The organism is Serratia sp. EC4 (assembly GCF_059652115.1).
Genome location: NZ_JBNIDE010000009.1, coordinates 66,403 through 81,814, shown reverse-complemented (window position 1 = coordinate 81,814; position 15,412 = coordinate 66,403). Strand labels below are relative to the sequence as shown.

The 15,412-nt window shown below is 62.3% G+C and carries 11 protein-coding genes; 2 read left to right on the top strand and 9 right to left on the bottom strand.

Features of this window, described 5'->3' with window-relative positions; genetic code table 11:
* Positions 1-118: 118 nt before the first annotated feature.
* From yegS to ACP39K_RS20435, 3 genes are all read right to left on the bottom strand, one after another.
* Positions 119-1,024, bottom strand: coding sequence for a lipid kinase YegS (yegS, locus tag ACP39K_RS20445; protein WP_016926701.1), 906 nt, complete (start codon positions 1,022-1,024; stop codon positions 119-121).
* Between the two features lie 467 nt (positions 1,025-1,491).
* Positions 1,492-2,844, bottom strand: coding sequence for a prephenate-dependent tRNA uridine(34) hydroxylase TrhP (trhP, locus tag ACP39K_RS20440; protein WP_497008797.1), 1,353 nt, complete (start codon positions 2,842-2,844; stop codon positions 1,492-1,494).
* Between the two features lie 178 nt (positions 2,845-3,022).
* Entirely contained in the window at positions 3,023-3,361 is a 339-nt protein-coding gene (locus ACP39K_RS20435) for a YegP family protein (protein WP_016926703.1), read from the bottom strand.
* Between the two features lie 338 nt (positions 3,362-3,699).
* Between ACP39K_RS20435 and ACP39K_RS20430 the strand changes: the two genes are divergently transcribed.
* Entirely contained in the window at positions 3,700-3,963 is a 264-nt protein-coding gene (locus ACP39K_RS20430) for an antitoxin (RefSeq protein WP_004941563.1), read from the top strand.
* Between the two features lie 3 nt (positions 3,964-3,966).
* A complete protein-coding gene (locus ACP39K_RS20425; RefSeq protein WP_033639649.1) occupies positions 3,967-4,356 on the top strand; it encodes a type II toxin-antitoxin system VapC family toxin in 390 nt (129 codons plus the stop codon).
* A 6-nt stretch (positions 4,357-4,362) separates the two neighbouring features.
* Here ACP39K_RS20425 and baeR read toward each other — a convergent pair whose 3' ends face one another.
* From baeR to ACP39K_RS20395, 6 genes are read right to left on the bottom strand one after another with little or no spacing between them, the layout of a single operon-like run.
* Positions 4,363-5,079 (bottom strand): envelope stress response regulator BaeR, encoded by a 717-nt coding sequence (gene baeR, locus ACP39K_RS20420; protein ID WP_004941568.1) that lies wholly within the window; start codon positions 5,077-5,079, stop codon positions 4,363-4,365.
* The gene (gene baeS / locus ACP39K_RS20415; RefSeq protein WP_197788463.1) at positions 5,079-6,461 is read right to left on the bottom strand and encodes an envelope stress sensor histidine kinase BaeS; all 1,383 of its coding nucleotides are present in this window, start codon (positions 6,459-6,461) and stop codon (positions 5,079-5,081) included. The genes baeR and baeS overlap by 1 nt, the downstream gene beginning before the upstream one ends.
* Complete coding sequence (mdtD, locus tag ACP39K_RS20410; protein ID WP_060445283.1) at positions 6,458-7,888, bottom strand: multidrug transporter subunit MdtD; 1,431 nt, start codon at positions 7,886-7,888, stop codon at positions 6,458-6,460. Before mdtD ends, baeS begins: the two co-directional genes overlap by 4 nt.
* Before the next feature lie 10 nt (positions 7,889-7,898).
* Positions 7,899-10,979 (bottom strand): multidrug efflux RND transporter permease subunit MdtC, encoded by a 3,081-nt coding sequence (gene mdtC, locus ACP39K_RS20405; RefSeq protein WP_033639651.1) that lies wholly within the window; start codon positions 10,977-10,979, stop codon positions 7,899-7,901.
* Positions 10,976-14,095, bottom strand: coding sequence for an MdtB/MuxB family multidrug efflux RND transporter permease subunit (locus ACP39K_RS20400; RefSeq protein WP_147827703.1), 3,120 nt, complete (start codon positions 14,093-14,095; stop codon positions 10,976-10,978). Before ACP39K_RS20400 ends, mdtC begins: the two co-directional genes overlap by 4 nt.
* Positions 14,095-15,348: an MdtA/MuxA family multidrug efflux RND transporter periplasmic adaptor subunit gene (locus ACP39K_RS20395; protein WP_115116661.1), complete on the bottom strand. Its 1,254-nt coding sequence runs from the start codon at positions 15,346-15,348 to the stop codon at positions 14,095-14,097. The genes ACP39K_RS20400 and ACP39K_RS20395 overlap by 1 nt, the downstream gene beginning before the upstream one ends.
* Positions 15,349-15,412: the final 64 nt, after the last annotated feature.

Below are 15,412 nucleotides of genomic sequence, written 5' to 3'. Positions count from 1 at the left end.
ACTAACTACCATACAAGTATGAATTGATGAATTTGCCGGAGAGGATCACATTTGATCGCGAGTGGAAGCGGATGAACGGAGGGGAAGAAGCGGGGCGCAGCGGCTGCGCCCGACAAGGTTAGCCCAGCAGGGCGCAGTTAGGCGGCAGGCGGCATTCGATGGCCTGCGGCAACACTTCGATGCGGAAATGGCGGCCTTTGAGCGGTTCGCCGTCGAGGTTGAAGGTCATCTCATGCGGCGCGTCGATCTCGAGCCACGGCAGCGCCGCGCTGAGGATGCTGTTGCTCTCTTCGTCGTTGAACAGGGCGGCGACCAGCGCCGGCAGCAGTTCATCGGCGATCAGCAGGCGCAGCTGCAGCAGGCCGTCGTTGATCAGCGCGCTGGGGCACAGTTCCTGGCCGCCGCCGGCCTGTTTGCCGTTGCCGATGCCGATCACCAGCGCCTCGCCGGCCCAGCGGAAGTCCGGCCCGCGGATTTCACAGCGGTCGGCCTGCAGCGTATCCATGCGCAGCAGGCCGTGCACAAAGTAGGACACGCCGCCCAGCGCCGCCTTCAGCTTCTCCGGCGTTTCGGTGGTGATGCGGGTGCCGAAGCCGCCGGTGGCCATGTTGATGAAGTAGCGCTCGCCGTTGACCTTCGCCAGATCGATCGGCACTGAACGGCCCTTGATCGCCAGCTGCAGCGCCAGTTCGGGGGACGGAGGGATATTGCACGCCATGGCGAAGTCGTTGGCGGTGCCGAGCGGCAGGATGCCCAGCGCCGGCCGGTTGTGCGCCGGCAGCTGCACCAGCGCGGCGGCCACTTCGTTAATGGTGCCGTCACCGCCGCCGGCGACGACGGTGCCGACGCCGAGCTGTGCGGCTTCCGCGACATAGCGCGCGGCATCGCCGTGCTCCCAGGTGACGCGCACGTGCAACGTTATCTGTTCTTCGCGCAGCCGGTTGACCGCCTGACGCAGCTCTTCGTTACCGGCGCCTTTGCCGTTGATGATAAGCAGGGCGGACGCATGTGAGTGTTGAGGCATTGCCGATATCCTCCGGCGGAAAACCAAGAATGCCTCAAGATAAACCAGCTGCCGCCACCAGGCCATCAGAATATTCAGCTAATTCCGGTTATTTCCCGGCGCTCAGTGAATATGAAGCAATGCGAATTTATCTGAATTTTACGCGGAAATAAGCAAAGTGTTAAAGAAGCTAGGATTAATCGCTGTAGCGTTATTTATATATCGAAGCGGCGTGATTATTATTATTAAAACGGATAATGGGAATAAGTTATGGAAATAGGCGTGGTGGAAAAAAATAGGCGCACCCATAAAGAAAAAGCCAGCCCAAGGGAGATTGGGCCGGCTAAGGAGGTGGTTCCTAGTATTGCTATGCAAATATTTTCGTTGTTCGTTTTAAGCAGCGTGATAGTAACCAAGCTGCGCGCACATTGATGTGATCCAATTCTAATATTTGCTAAAAATCGCCGCCGAATGACGGCGATTCATTTTTATGCCCCGGCGCTATTTTCTTCCGCCAAATTGCGGATCAGCAACGCATAATTGAGATCGATATCCTGCGGGATCGGCAAATAAACGATATGGCCGTTGCCCGGCGCCACCTCAATCGATTCGCCTTTCTTATTTTTCATGCTCTCGAGGGTGAACACCACGTTGCCGCTTGGTGTCATCATTTCGACGCTGTCGCCGAGCGCGAACTTATTCTTCACGTCGACTTCCGCCCAGCCATCACGGCGCACGCCGGTGAATTCGCCGACGAACTGCTGGCGCTCGGAGAGCGAGGAGCCGTAGTCGTAATTCTGCTGCGCTTCGTGCACGTGGCGGCGCAGGAAGCCTTCGGTATAGCCGCGGTGCGCCAGGCCTTCCAGCGTGGTGAGCAGGGTCGGATCGAACGGTTTGCCGGCGGCCGCGTCGTCGATGGCGCGGCGATAGACCTGAGCGGTACGGGCGCAGTAGTAGAAGGACTTGGTGCGCCCTTCGATCTTCAGCGAATGCACGCCGAGCTGCGTCAGACGCTCCACGTGCTGGATGGCGCGCAGATCCTTGGAGTTCATGATATAGGTGCCGTGTTCGTCCTCGAAGGCGCTCATATATTCGCCTGGCTTTTGCGCTTCAGACAGCATGAACACCTTGTCGGTCGGCGCGCCGATGCCCAGCGTCGGCTCGACGGTTTGCACCGGGATCGGCTCGTGCAGGTGCACGATATTGCCGGTGTCGTCCTCTTTGCCTTCCTCCGCTTTGTACTGCCAGCGGCAGGCATTGGTGCAGGTGCCCTGATTGGGATCGCGCTTGTTGATGTAGCCGGACAGCAGGCAGCGGCCGGAGTAGGCCATGCACAGCGCGCCGTGGACGAAGATCTCCAGCTCCATGTCCGGCACTTCGGCGCGGATCTCGGCGATCTCTTCCAGCGACAGTTCACGCGACAGGATCACGCGGGTCAGGCCCATTTGCTTCCAGAACTTCACCGTCGCCCAGTTAACGGCGTTGGCCTGCACCGACAGGTGGATGTCCATCTGCGGGAAGGCTTCGCGCACCATCATGATCAGGCCGGGATCGGACATGATCAGCGCATCCGGGCCCATATCGATAACCGGCTTCAGATCGCGCAGGAAGGTCTTCAACTTGGCGTTGTGCGGGGCGATGTTGACCACCACGTAGAATTTTTTGCCCAGCGCATGCGCTTCGTTGATGCCCTGCGCCAGATTCTCGTGGTTGAACTCGTTGTTGCGCACCCGCAGGCTGTAGCGCGGCTGGCCGGCGTAAACCGCATCGGCGCCGTAGGCGAAGGCGTAACGCATATTTTTCAGCGTGCCGGCCGGGGAGAGAAGTTCCGGTGTAAACATAGTGTGTCTCGGTCTGATTTCAGGTCAGCACCACGCCACCTGATGGCGCAGTAAAAGCGGGGGATTGTAGCCGCAGTGCGGCAAGAAATCAGCAGTTAACCGGATTTATTCAAGGGAGATTGATCCCGGTCAAACGGAAAACGCGCGGTGGCGGCCACCGCGCGGGCGAAACGGGGGATCAGGCGCTCAAATCGCGGATGTCGGTGGTCGGGCCGTTTTTCGTCACCGACTGGATACCGTTTTTGGCCGCGCTTTCGGAGCTGTACATTTCGCTGACGCCGATCACCTGATGGTTCTTGGCCTTCAGCACAAAATAGGGCTGATTGCTGGCGCTGTGCTTCAGTTCGTACTGCGCTTCGTGCGGTGAATTGGTCTGCACCGAGGCGATGCCGTTCTCCGCCGAGGCTTTGCTGGCATACATCTCGCTGGCCAGAATGATCTCGCCGTTACTGGCTTTCAGGTTGAAGTGGTACTGTCCGTTCTTTGCTTTTTTCAGCTCGTAATGACCGATTGCCATGGTTCTTCTCCTGTAGGTTCCGATTCGTGATGTAAGTGTAGCCAATCGCTTGAAAATCGGCGGCTAAACCTCACAGCAGCTTAGTCGAAAAAATGCGCAGTTTTTTTGCGCCGGCGCGGAGTTTTCGTCCGAGAAGCACAGCGCCGCACGGGAAGCTAAGGGAGCGGGCGGCGATTGCGCAGTGCGCCGCATAACAAGGGGAACAGGGTTTCACCCCGTGAGATCGTGCGTTACTGTTTGGCCGTTTCGTCAATGTGGATGAAAAATGAGCGACATATCTTGGCATCGACACGCTACAGGCATATGCTTTGGCCTATGCCTGCTGTGGAGGTGTCAAGATGGAAAGAATCGCAAAGCTGTTTAAAAACGGCAGAAATCAGGCGGTGAGGTTACCGGTGGAATTTGAATTTGATACGGATCGTGTCTATATCCGTCGCGATCGGGAGGGCAACGTGATTTTATCCAAATATCCGGCAAAGCCGGACAGCTGGGCACCGCTGCTGAGCATTATCGCCCAAACGCCGGTGCCGCAAGAATTTCTTGGCGCGGAAGATCGTCAGCAAGGGGTGGCAGACCGCGATCCGTTCTCAGAGGAAGAGTAGGCGATGTACATGTTTGATACCAACACCGTCAGCCACTTGTTTCGGCAGCATCCGCAGGTGCTTAACGTCATGGAAAAGCTCCCGCCTTCTGCCGTATGTATTTCCAGCGTCACGGAGGCGGAACTGCTTTACGGTGTGGCTAAACGGCGGAACAAGGCGTTGCAAAGCATGGTCGAGGCCTTTCTTGCTGCAGTGACGGTCTATGCATGGGATAGCGAGGCCGCCCGTTGCTACGGTGAAATGCGGGCAACCATGGAGAGGAAGGGCAAAATCATGGGCGCGATCGATCAACTGATCGCCGCTCACGCGCAGAGCCGTGGCGCGACGCTGGTGACCAACGATCGCGCATTCGCCATGGTGCCCGGGTTGGCGGTTGAAGACTGGACGCGCTGATTTCCCCTAAACCCCATTCATCAGCCGGCATGGCTCGGCTTCCCAGCGGTAGCCCACGCCGTATACCGAGCGGATGAAGGATTTTTCCCCGTCGATCAGTTCCAGTTTGCGGCGCAGGTTTTTGATGTGGCTGTCGATGGTGCGGTCGGTGACCACCCGGTAGTCGTCGTACAGGTTGTTCAGCAGCTGCTCGCGTGAAAACACGTTGCCCGGCTGGCTGGCCAGCGTTTTCAGCAGGCGGAACTCCGCCGGCGTCAGATCCAATAACTGCCCCTGATAGCTGGCCTGGAAGCGCGGTTCATCGATGTGCAGCAGGTCATCTTCCCGCGCGTTCTCCTGCGGCCGATAGCTGCGGCGTAGGATGGTTTTCACCCGCGCCACCACTTCGCGCGGGCTGTAGGGTTTGCAGATGTAATCGTCGGCACCGATCTCCAATCCCAACAGGCGGTCAATCTCTTCGATTTTCGCCGTCACCATCACGATGGGCACGTCGCTGAAGCGGCGCAGCTCGCGGCACACCGTCAGGCCGTCGGCCCCCGGCAACATCAGGTCGAGCAAGATCAGCGCCGGCGGATGCTGGTGCACGGTCGGCACCACCTCATTGCCGTTGGTCAGCCAGCGGGTGGCGTAGCCCGCCGCCTGGAGATAATCCACCAGCAGCTGGCCCAGCTTGGGCTCATCTTCAACAATCATGATTTGCACGGGTTGATTCTGAATGTCCATCAGGGCGCCTTATTTTTTATCGGGGTAGCAAATTCTACTGTAATGCGCACGCCGCCTAAAGGCGAATGCTCGGCGCGGATTTTCCCGTCGTGCGCTTCCACGATGTTGTGGCAGATCGCCAACCCCAGCCCGGAACCGCCGCTGGCGCGGTTGCGTGAACCTTCCGCCCGGTAGAAACGTTCGAAAATGCGCGTCAGTTGCTGATCGCTGATGCCCGGCGCGCTGTCCTGCCAGTAAAGGAGCAGCCGCCCCGGCTGCTGCTCGACGCCGATCTCCAACCGGCCGCCGGCGTCGGTGTAACGCAGGCTGTTTTCCAGCAGGTTATTGAACAGTTGGTTCAGGCGATCGGGATCGCCGAACAGCGGCGCCTGCGCCGGCAGATGGGTGACGATCTCCAGCCCTTTGGCGCGGAAGCGTTCGCGGAAGGCGGCGACGGCGATCTGCACCAGGTGCACGCAGTCCACCGACGTCTTGCGATAGGCCAGCGCGCCGAGATCGGAGAGCGACAGCTGGTGCAGATCGTCGACCAGTTTGGTCAGGGTGGATACCTCGGCCTGCAGCGAGCTGAGCGACGCCGGCGTTGGCTGGCGCACGCCGTCCTGCAGCGCCTCCAGCTCGCCGCGCAGCACCGCCAGCGGCGTGCGCAGCTCGTGCGACACGTCGGCCATAAAGGCGCGACGCATCTGCTCGTTTTTTTCCAGCGAGGTGGCCAACTGATTGAAGTCGTGCGCCAGCCTGCCCAGTTCATCCTGGCTGCTGACCGCCACGCGGGTGGTGAAATCGCCGGCCGCCAGGCGGTGGGTGCCCGCCACCAGGCGCTTGACCGGGGCCAGCATGCCGCGCGACAGCAGCCAGGTCACCGCCGCCGCCAACAGGGTGGAGAGCGCGACGATAATCCAGCTGGTGCGCCGCTGCTGGCGATCGAAGTTGATGTCGGTATTGCGCGTCAGGCGCTCGACCGGGGTGGTGAGCACCCAGCCGACGATCTCGTTGTTGTAGCGGATCGGGTGGCGAGGCCCTTCCTTCGGCAACGGGCCGGAATGCCCGACCAGCCGATTGAACTGGCTGTCCACCACCCAAAACTGGGTGCGCCACCCCTTGGGCGGCAGATTGTGGCTGCTGTCGCTATTCTGCTCGAACGAACGCATGATTTGGTAGACCACCTGATCGTTGTTGCGCAGGAATATCCAGTTGCCATGATGGCTGTACTGTTCCTCCAGCGCTTCGCTCAGCATGTTGATGCGCTGCTCGTTGCTGCTCTTGATGTAATCGATAAAGCCGCGCTCAAAGCTGACACGCACCCCCCAATGCATGGTGATCAACACCAGCATGCAGGTAGCGAAAATGGCCAGGAACAGTTTTCCGGTAATGCCTATCCTCATTGCAACCTCGTTGAGCCGGTACCCGGCTCTTTGGTCAGCGTGCGGTTGGGCGCGCTATCGGCCGGCACGCGCGCGAAGGCGAGCGCGGGCAGAGCGATAATCAACGCCATACAGCAGTAGCTGTAAATGAATGCGCTGTGGATGGCCGGGCTATCGGCCACCACCTGGTGATGGGCGAAGCTGCCGATCAAGATGCCGGCGACGCTGACGCCGAGGCTCATCGACAGCTGCATGACCATCGACAGCAGGCTGTTGCCGCTGCTGGCCAGCCGGTCCGGCAGATCTTTCAGCGTCAGGGTGTTCATCGCCGAGAAGCGCAGTGAGTTGATCATCCCCTGGAAGAACAGCACCACCGGCAGCAGCCACAGCCAGCCGAGCATCGCCGTCAGCAGGAAGCTCAGGCTGACTAGCGCCAGCAGCAGCGTGGCGGCCACCAGCACGTTGCGGTAGCCAAAGCGGTTGACTACCTGCACCACGATGCGCTTCATGCCCATGCTGCCGATGATCATCGGGATCATCATCAGCCCGGCGTGGAACGGCGTGAAACCCATGCCCACCTGCAGGAACAGCGGCGTCATGAACGGCAGCATGCCGCTGCCGATGCGCCCCAGCAGGCTGGCCAGCAGCCCGATTTTGTAGGTCGGGGTGCGAAGCAGCCGCAGCGAGAACAGGGCGCGGCTATTGCCGTAGGCATGCCAAACATACCCCAACAGCGCCGCTGCGCCCAGCGCCACCAGGCCGGCGATGGCGCCGCCGGACAGCCCCATGCCTTTATGGCCGTCGAGCGCCAGCGTCAGCGACGCCATGCCGATCGCCAGCAGGATAAAGCCGCTGAGATCGAAGCGGCGGGTCTGCATTTGGTAGTTGGGCATCAGCAGCAGCGTGGCGATGGCGCCCACGATGCCCACCGGAATATTGATCAGGAAAATCCAGTGCCAGCTGGCGTATTGCACCAGGAAACCGCCCAGCGCCGGCCCCATCAGCGGGCCGATCTGGCCCGGCAGCGTCACGAAGGTCATCGCCGCCATGTACTGCTCGCGCGGCACGATCTTCATCACCGTCAGGCGCCCGACCGGCACCATCATCGCGCCGCCGACGCCCTGAAGCACGCGCGAGGCGATCAGCTCGTTCAGGGTTTCCGAACGGGCACAGAGGAGGGAGCCGAGGGTGAACAGCACGATGGCGCTGAAAAACACCCGCTGTACGCCGACTTTGTCCGCCAGCCAGCCGCTGGCCGGCAGCGTCACCGCCACCGTCAGCACATAGGAGACGATCACCGACTGCATGCGCAGCGGGTTCTCCCCCAGGCTGGCGGCCATTGAGGGCAGGGCGGTGTTGACGATAGTGGTATCCAGCGTCTGCATAAAGAAGCCGAATGCCACTATCCAGAGTTGCCAGCGTACCGTGGCGGCGTGTTTCATCAGCATCAGTCGGCCATTAATGGGGCAGCGGAGCCAGTTGCTTGTTGCGGCGGAACTTCGCCTGCAGCCGGTCGAAGTAAAGGTAGACCACCGGGGTGGTGTACAGCGTCAGCAGCTGGCTCATCACCAGGCCGCCGGCGATGGTGATGCCGAGCGGCTGGCGCAGCTCCGCGCCGTCGCCGCTGGTCAGCACCAACGGCAGCGCGCCGAACAACGCCGCCAGCGTGGTCATCATGATCGGCCGGAAACGCAGCAGGCTGGCCTGGAAAATCGCCTCGCGGGCGCTGATGCCGCCGTTGCGCTGCGCTTCGAGCGCGAAGTCGACCATCATGATGGCGTTTTTCTTCACGATGCCGATCAACAGCATGATGCCGATCAGCGCGATCAGGCTGAACGGCGCGCCGAACAGCTCGAGCGCCAGCAGCGCCCCCACGCCGGCGGAAGGCAGCGTGGAAAGGATGGTCAGAGGATGGATATAGCTCTCATACAGCACGCCGAGCACGATATACACCGTGGCGATCGCCGCCAGGATCAGGATCAACTGCGACTTCAGGGTGTCCTGGAACACCTGGGCGGTGCCGGCGAAAGCGCCGCGCACCGTGGACGGCACGCCGAGCTGAGTCATGGTGCGCTCTATCGCCGCGGTGGCGTCCGACAGGCTGCCGCCGTCCGGCAGGTTAAAGGAGACGGTCGAGGCGGCGGACAGCCCCTGATGGTTGACCGACAGCGGCGCGTTGGCCGGCCGCCAACTGGCGAAGTAGGAGAGCGGTATCGCTTTGCCTTCGTTGTTGATGATGAACATTTTGTCCAGCGAGCTCACGTCCTGGGTGTAGGGCGGCGCCACTTCCATCACGACTTTGTATTGGTTGAGCGGTTGGTAGATGGTCGAAATCTGTCGCTGGCCGAAGGCGTTGTTCAACAGGTTGTTGGCGTCGGACACCGAAATGCCGAGGCGCGCCATGGTTTCGCGATCGTAGACCAGATCCATCTCCGAGCCTTTATCCTGCTGATCCGAGTTGACGTCCGCCAGCTCGGGCAATGCGGCCAGCGCGGTGCGGATCTTCGGCTCCCATTCGCGCAGCGCGGCGAGATCGTCCGCCAGCAACGTATATTGGTAGCTGGCGTTGGCCTGCCGGCCGCCGACGCGGATATCCTGCACCGCCATTAAAAACAGGCTGGCGCCCGGTTCTTTGGCCAGGCGGGCGCGCAGGCGGGCGATCACTTTCTGCGCGTCGTCGCTGCGTACCGACAGGGGTTTCAGTGAGATGAACATCGAACCGCTGTTGGTGCGCGAACCGCCGGTAAAACCGGTGACGTTTTCCACGTCCGGATCTTCGCGCACGATTTTCATGAAGTCTTCCAGTTTGCCGCGCATTGCCTGGAACGAAATGCTTTGGTCGGCCTGAATAAAGCCCATCAGACGCCCGGTATCCTGTTCCGGGAAGAAGGTTTTCGGGATGCTGATATACAGCCAGACGTTGAGCGCAACGGTGGCGAGGAACACCGCCAGCACCCAGCGCGAGTGGCCGAGCACCCAGTTCAGCGAGCGCCCGTAGCCCTGCTGCAGCGCCAGCAGCATTTTGCCGAAGCCGCGCGCCCGCCGCTGCGAACGCGGCGGCTGGTGGCGCAGCAGGTAGGCGCACATCATTGGCGTGAGCGTCAGCGAGACGATCAGCGACAGCCCGATCGACACCGACAGGGTGACGGCGAACTCGCGGAATAGCCGGCCGGGCAGGCCTTCCATCAGCAGCAGCGGGATAAACACCGCCACCAGCGAAACGCTCATCGACAGCACGGTGAAACCGACCTCCCGCGCGCCCAGCAGCGCGGCGTTGATCGGTTTCATGCCGGCCTCGACGTGGCGGGAAATGTTTTCCAGCACTACGATGGCGTCGTCCACCACAAAGCCGGTGGCGATGGTCAGCGCCATCAGCGACAGGTTGTTGAGGCTGAACCCGCACAGATACATGGCGGCGAACGAGCCGATCAGCGACACCGGTACGGCGACCGCCGGGATCAGCGTGGCGCGCCCGGAGCGCAGGAAGATGAACACCACCAGGATCACCAGCCCGATGGCGATCGCCAGCGACTGTTCCACCTCGGCCAGCGACGCGCGGATGGTCGGCGAACGATCCTGCGCGACGTTGAGTTGAATCGAGGCCGGGATATTCTCCTGCAGGGCGGGCAGCTCGGCGCGAATGCGATCGACGGTTTCGATGATGTTGGCGTCCGGCGCGCGGCTGATGGCCAGAATGATCGCCGGTTTGGCGTCGGTCATCCCGGCGTTGCGCACGTCTTGCACCGAGTCTTTGACCTCGGCCACGTCGGCTAAACGCACCGCCGAGCCGTTGTTGTAATGAATGATCAGCGGACGATAAGCATCGGCGGTTTTCAGCGCGTCGTTGGCCTGGATCTGCCAGCGCTGCTGCGGGTTTTCCACGGCGCCCTGCGGGCGGCGCACGTTGGCGTTGGCGATGGCCTGCCGTACGGTGTCCAACGACACGCCCTGATTGAACAGCGCCGAAGGGTTCAGCTCCACCCGCACCGCCGGCAGCGAGCTGCCGCCGACGGAAACGTCGCCGACGCCCTCAGTCTGGCTGATCTTCTGCGCCAGCTGGGTGGAGGCGAAATCGTAAAGCTGCCCCTGGCTGTAGGTGTCCGAGGTCAGCGTCAGGATCATGATCGGCGCGTCGGAAGGGTTGACCTTGCGGTAGCTGGGGCGGCTCGGCATGCCGGTCGGCAGCAGGCTTTGCGCGGCGTTAATCGCCGCCTGCACGTCGCGCGCGGCGCCGTTGATGTCGCGATCGAGATCGAACTGCAAAATGACTCGGGTACTGCCGAGCGAGCTCATCGACGTCATTTCGTTAACCCCGGCGATGCGGCCCAGCGCGCGCTCCAGCGGCGTCGCCACCGAAGACGCCATGGTTTCCGGCGAGGCGCCCGGCAGCGACGCGCTGATCGAAATCACCGGAAAATCCACCTGCGGCAGTGGCGACACCGGCAGCAGGCGAAAGCCGATCGCGCCGCTGATGGCGATGGCCAGCGTCAGCAGGGTGGTGGCCACCGGCCGGTGAATGAACAGGGCGAAGAATCTCACGGCAACTCCTGCGTATCCGGCTGGCGATGCGTGTTGCGCGCCAGCTTGTCAAACAGCAGGTAGATCACCGGCGTGGTGAACAGCGTCAGGATCTGGCTCATGATCAAACCGCCGACCATACAGACGCCGAGCGGATGCCGCAGCTCCGCACCGACGCCGGTGCTCAGCATCAGCGGCAGCGCGCCGAGCAGGGCCGCCAGCGTGGTCATCAGGATCGGCCGGAAACGCAGCAGGCAGGCCTGATAGATGGCGTCGCGCGGCGATAAGCCCTGCTCGCGTTCCGCCGCCAGCGCGAAGTCGATCATCATGATGGCGTTCTTCTTCACGATGCCGATCAGCAGGATGATGCCGATGATGGCGATCACGTCCAGCTCGCTGCCGGCCATCATCAGCGCGAGCAGCGCGCCGACCCCGGCGGTCGGCAGAGTGGAGAGGATGGTGACCGGATGAATGAAGCTTTCATACAGCACGCCCAGCACGATGTACATCGCCACCACCGCCGCCAAAATCAGCCACAGCGTGCTGCCGAGCGCCGCCTGGAAGGCCAGGGTCGCCCCCTGGAATTGGGTGGTGATGTCCCTTGGCATGTTGAGATTTTTTTCCGCCAGGGTGACCGCATCCACCGCCTCGCCGAGCGAGTAGCCGTCGGCGACGTTGAACGAAACGGTGGCCGACGGGAACTGGTCGAGATGGTTGACCGACAGCGGGCCGAAGCGCTCTTCGATTTTGGCGATGGCGCTCAGCGGCACCACGGCGCCGTCGTTGCCGCTCAGACGGATCTCATTGAGCGCCGCCAACCCCGGTGTCGCGCTGACGTCGTGCTCCAGCACCACGCGGTATTGGTTGGCCTGGGTGTAGATGGTGGAGATCAGGCGCTGGCCGAACGCGTTGTACAGCGCATTGTCCACGTCGCTCATGGTGACGCCGAGGCGGGAGGCCGAATCGCGATCGACGTTAACGTAGGCCACCAACCCCTGATCCTGCCAGTCGCTGGTGACGTCCGCCAGCTGCGGGGTTTGTTTCAGCTCATCCATCAGCTGCGGCACCCACAGGCTGAGATCGTCCAGCGACATCGCCTGCAGGGTGAACTGGTACTGGGTGCGGCTGACCTGGGTATCGATGGTCAGATCCTGCACCGGTTGCAGGTACAGCTTCACGCCGGGAAACCGCGCCGTTTGCTGCTGCAGGCGGCTGATGATCGCCGGAATGCGGTCGCTGCGTTCGCTCAGCGGCTTCAGGTTGATCTGCAGCCGGCCGCTGTTGAGCGTGGCGTTGCTGCCGTCGACGCCGACGAACGAGGTCAGGCTTTCCACCGCCGGATCCTTGAGGATCTGCGCCGCGACCTGCTGCTGGCGCTCGGCCATGTTGCTGAACGAGACGCTCTGCGGCGCTTCCAGCGTGCCCTGAATGATGCCGTTGTCCTGCACCGGGAAGAAACCTTTCGGGATCAGCAGATACAGCAATACCGTCAGCGCCAGGGTGCCCACGGCCACGCCGAGCGTCAGCCAGGGATGGTTAAGCACCGTTTTCAGCCACTGGCCGTATCGCGCGATCACCCGCTCGAAAAAGCGTTCGGAGGCGGCGGAAAAACGGTTCTGCTTGCGCAGCGATTCGTGGCTGAGCATGCGCGCGCACATCATCGGCGTCAGCGTCAGCGACACCACGGCGGAGATCAAAATCGCCACCGCCAGCGTGACGGCGAACTCGCGGAACAGGCGGCCGACGATGTCGCCCATGAACAGCAGCGGGATCAGCACCGCCACCAGCGAGAAGGTCAGCGAGATGATGGTGAAGCCGATCTCGCCGGCCCCTTTCAGCGCGGCGTCGAGCGGTTTTTCCCCTTTCTCGATGTAGCGCGAGATGTTCTCGATCACCACGATGGCGTCGTCCACCACGAAGCCGGTGGCGATGGTCAGCGCCATCAGCGTCAGGTTGTTGATGGAGAAGCCGAGGAAGTACATGGCGGCGAAGGTGCCCACCAGCGACAGCGGCACCGCCACGCTGGGGATAATGGTCGCCGGCACGTTGCGCAGGAACACGTAGATCACCATCACCACCAGCGCGACTGCCAGCAGCAGCTCGAACTGCACGTCGCTGACCGAGGCGCGGATGGTGGTGGTGCGATCGGTCAGCACCTTGACGTCGACCGACTTGGGCAGGCTTTTAATCAGCGTCGGCAGCATTTCGCGGATGCTGTCGGCGGTGGTGATGACGTTGACGCCGGGCTGGCGTTGGATGTTCAGCACGATCGCCTGCTGCTGGTTGGCCCAGGCCGCCAGCCGGGTGTTTTCCGCCCCTTGTTCGATGGTGGCGATATCCTGCAGGCGGATCGCCGCGCCGTTCTGATAGGCGACGATCAACTGGCGATAGTCATCGGCAGATTTCATTTGGTCGTTGGCGGACAGGGTGACCGATCGGGTCGGGCCGTCAAGGCTGCCTTTCGCCGAGTTGACGTTGGCGTTGCTGATGGCGGCGCGGATGGTTTCACTGTCCAGGCCATAGGCGGCGACCGCCGCGGCGTTCAATTTTACGCGCACCGCCGGGCGTTGGCCGCCGGCCAGGGTCACCAGGCCGACGCCGGTCACCTGAGAAATTTTTTGCGCCACGCGGGTTTCCACCATGTCTTCCACCTGCGTCATCGGCATGGCGGTGGAGGTCACGGCCAGCGTCAGGATCGGCGGATCGGCGGGGTTAACCTTGCTGTAGATCGGCGGGTAGGGCAGATCGTTCGGCAGCAGGTTGGTGGCGGCGTTGATCGCCGCCTGCACTTCCTGCTCCGCGACGTCGAGCGGCAGCGCCAGCTGGAACTGCAGCGTCACCACCGAGGCGCCGCCGGCGCTTTGCGACGCCATTTGCTTCAGGCCGGACATCTGGCCGAACTGGCGTTCCAGCGGCGCGGTAATGGCGGAGGTCACCACGTCCGGGCTGGCGCCGGGGTATAGCGTCACCACCTGGATGGTGGGGTAATCCACCTCCGGCAGGGCGGACACCGGCAGCGCGCGATAGCCGATAATCCCCGCCAGCAATATCGCCACCATCAGCAGCGTGGTGGCGACCGGGCGCAGAATAAACAGGCGGGACGGACCGCCGCCGGCGTTGGGAGGCATCACCTGCATCAGGACTTCCTCTGAACGTCAGGTTCGCGCTTGGCGTTGGCCGCCGCCGGCGCTTCGCTCGGCGCGAGCACTTCCACCTGCATGCCTTCGGTCAGGCGATCGATGCCGTCGGTCACCACCCGATCGCCGGCGTTGAGGCCGGCGCTGATCACCACCTGCCGGCTGTCCTGCACGCCGGCGGTGACCCGATGTTTGCTGACCTTGTTGTCTTCGCCGAGCGTCCAGACGAAGTTGCCCTCGTTGCCCATCTGCAGCGCGGCGGTCGGGATCACCACCGCGTCGTGCAGGGTATCCACCTGCAGCCGCGCGTTGACGAACTGGTTGGGGAACAGCGCGTCATCTTCGTTGGCGAAACGCGCTTTCAGCTTGATGGTGCCGGTGGCGGTATCAATTTGGTTGTCCAGGCTCAGCAGCGAACCGGTCGTCAGCTTGTTCTGGTTGGTGCGATCCCAGGCTTCGACGCTCACCGGCCCGGCTTTTTGCGCCTTGAGCAGATCGGCGATGTTGCCTTCAGGCAGCGTGAACACTACGTCGATCGGGTGCGTCTGCGTGATCACCACCAGACCGGTGGCGCTGCCGCTGGTGACATAGTTGCCGACGTCGACCAGTTTCAGGCCGACGCGGCCGTCGATTGGCGCAGTGATGCGGCTGTAGGTGATCTGCAGTTTGGCGCTGTCGACCGCGCCCTGATCGGCCTTGATCGCGCCTTCGGTCTGCTGCACCAGCGAGGCCTGCGTATCCAGCTCCTGACGGGAAACCAGATTGGTTTTCACCAACTGCTGATAGCGCGCCAGATCGCGCCGGGCGTTGGCCAGCGTGGCCTGATCTTTTGCCAACTGCCCCTGAGCCTGGGTCAGCTGCACCTGGAACGGCCGGGGATCGATCTCCGCCAGCAGATCGCCGGCTTTGACCTGCTGGCCTTCGGTAAAGTGGATCGCCATCAGTTGGCCATCGACCCGGCTGGTGACGGTCACGGTATTGGCGGCGGTGGCGGTGCCCAAGCCGGAAAGATAGCGCGGCACGGTTTGTTGCGTGGCTGTCGCCGCCTGCACCGGCGACATTGGCGCGCCGCGTCTGCCGCTCGCCGCGCGGCCCGCTCCCGTTTTACCGGCGGCCTGGTGCGCGCCCGGCGTCGTCCCGGCGGTCGGTTGAACGGCGCTGAAATGGCGCCAGGCCAGAACGGCGACGATGATCGCAATCGCCGCAGCCAGCAGGCGCAGCAGCAGGGAACGACGTTGGGGTTTTGCATTCATGGTGGTGAAAATTCTCTCCAAAAGGCAGGGGCGCGGGCACTCATTGCCACAAAAATGACACTCC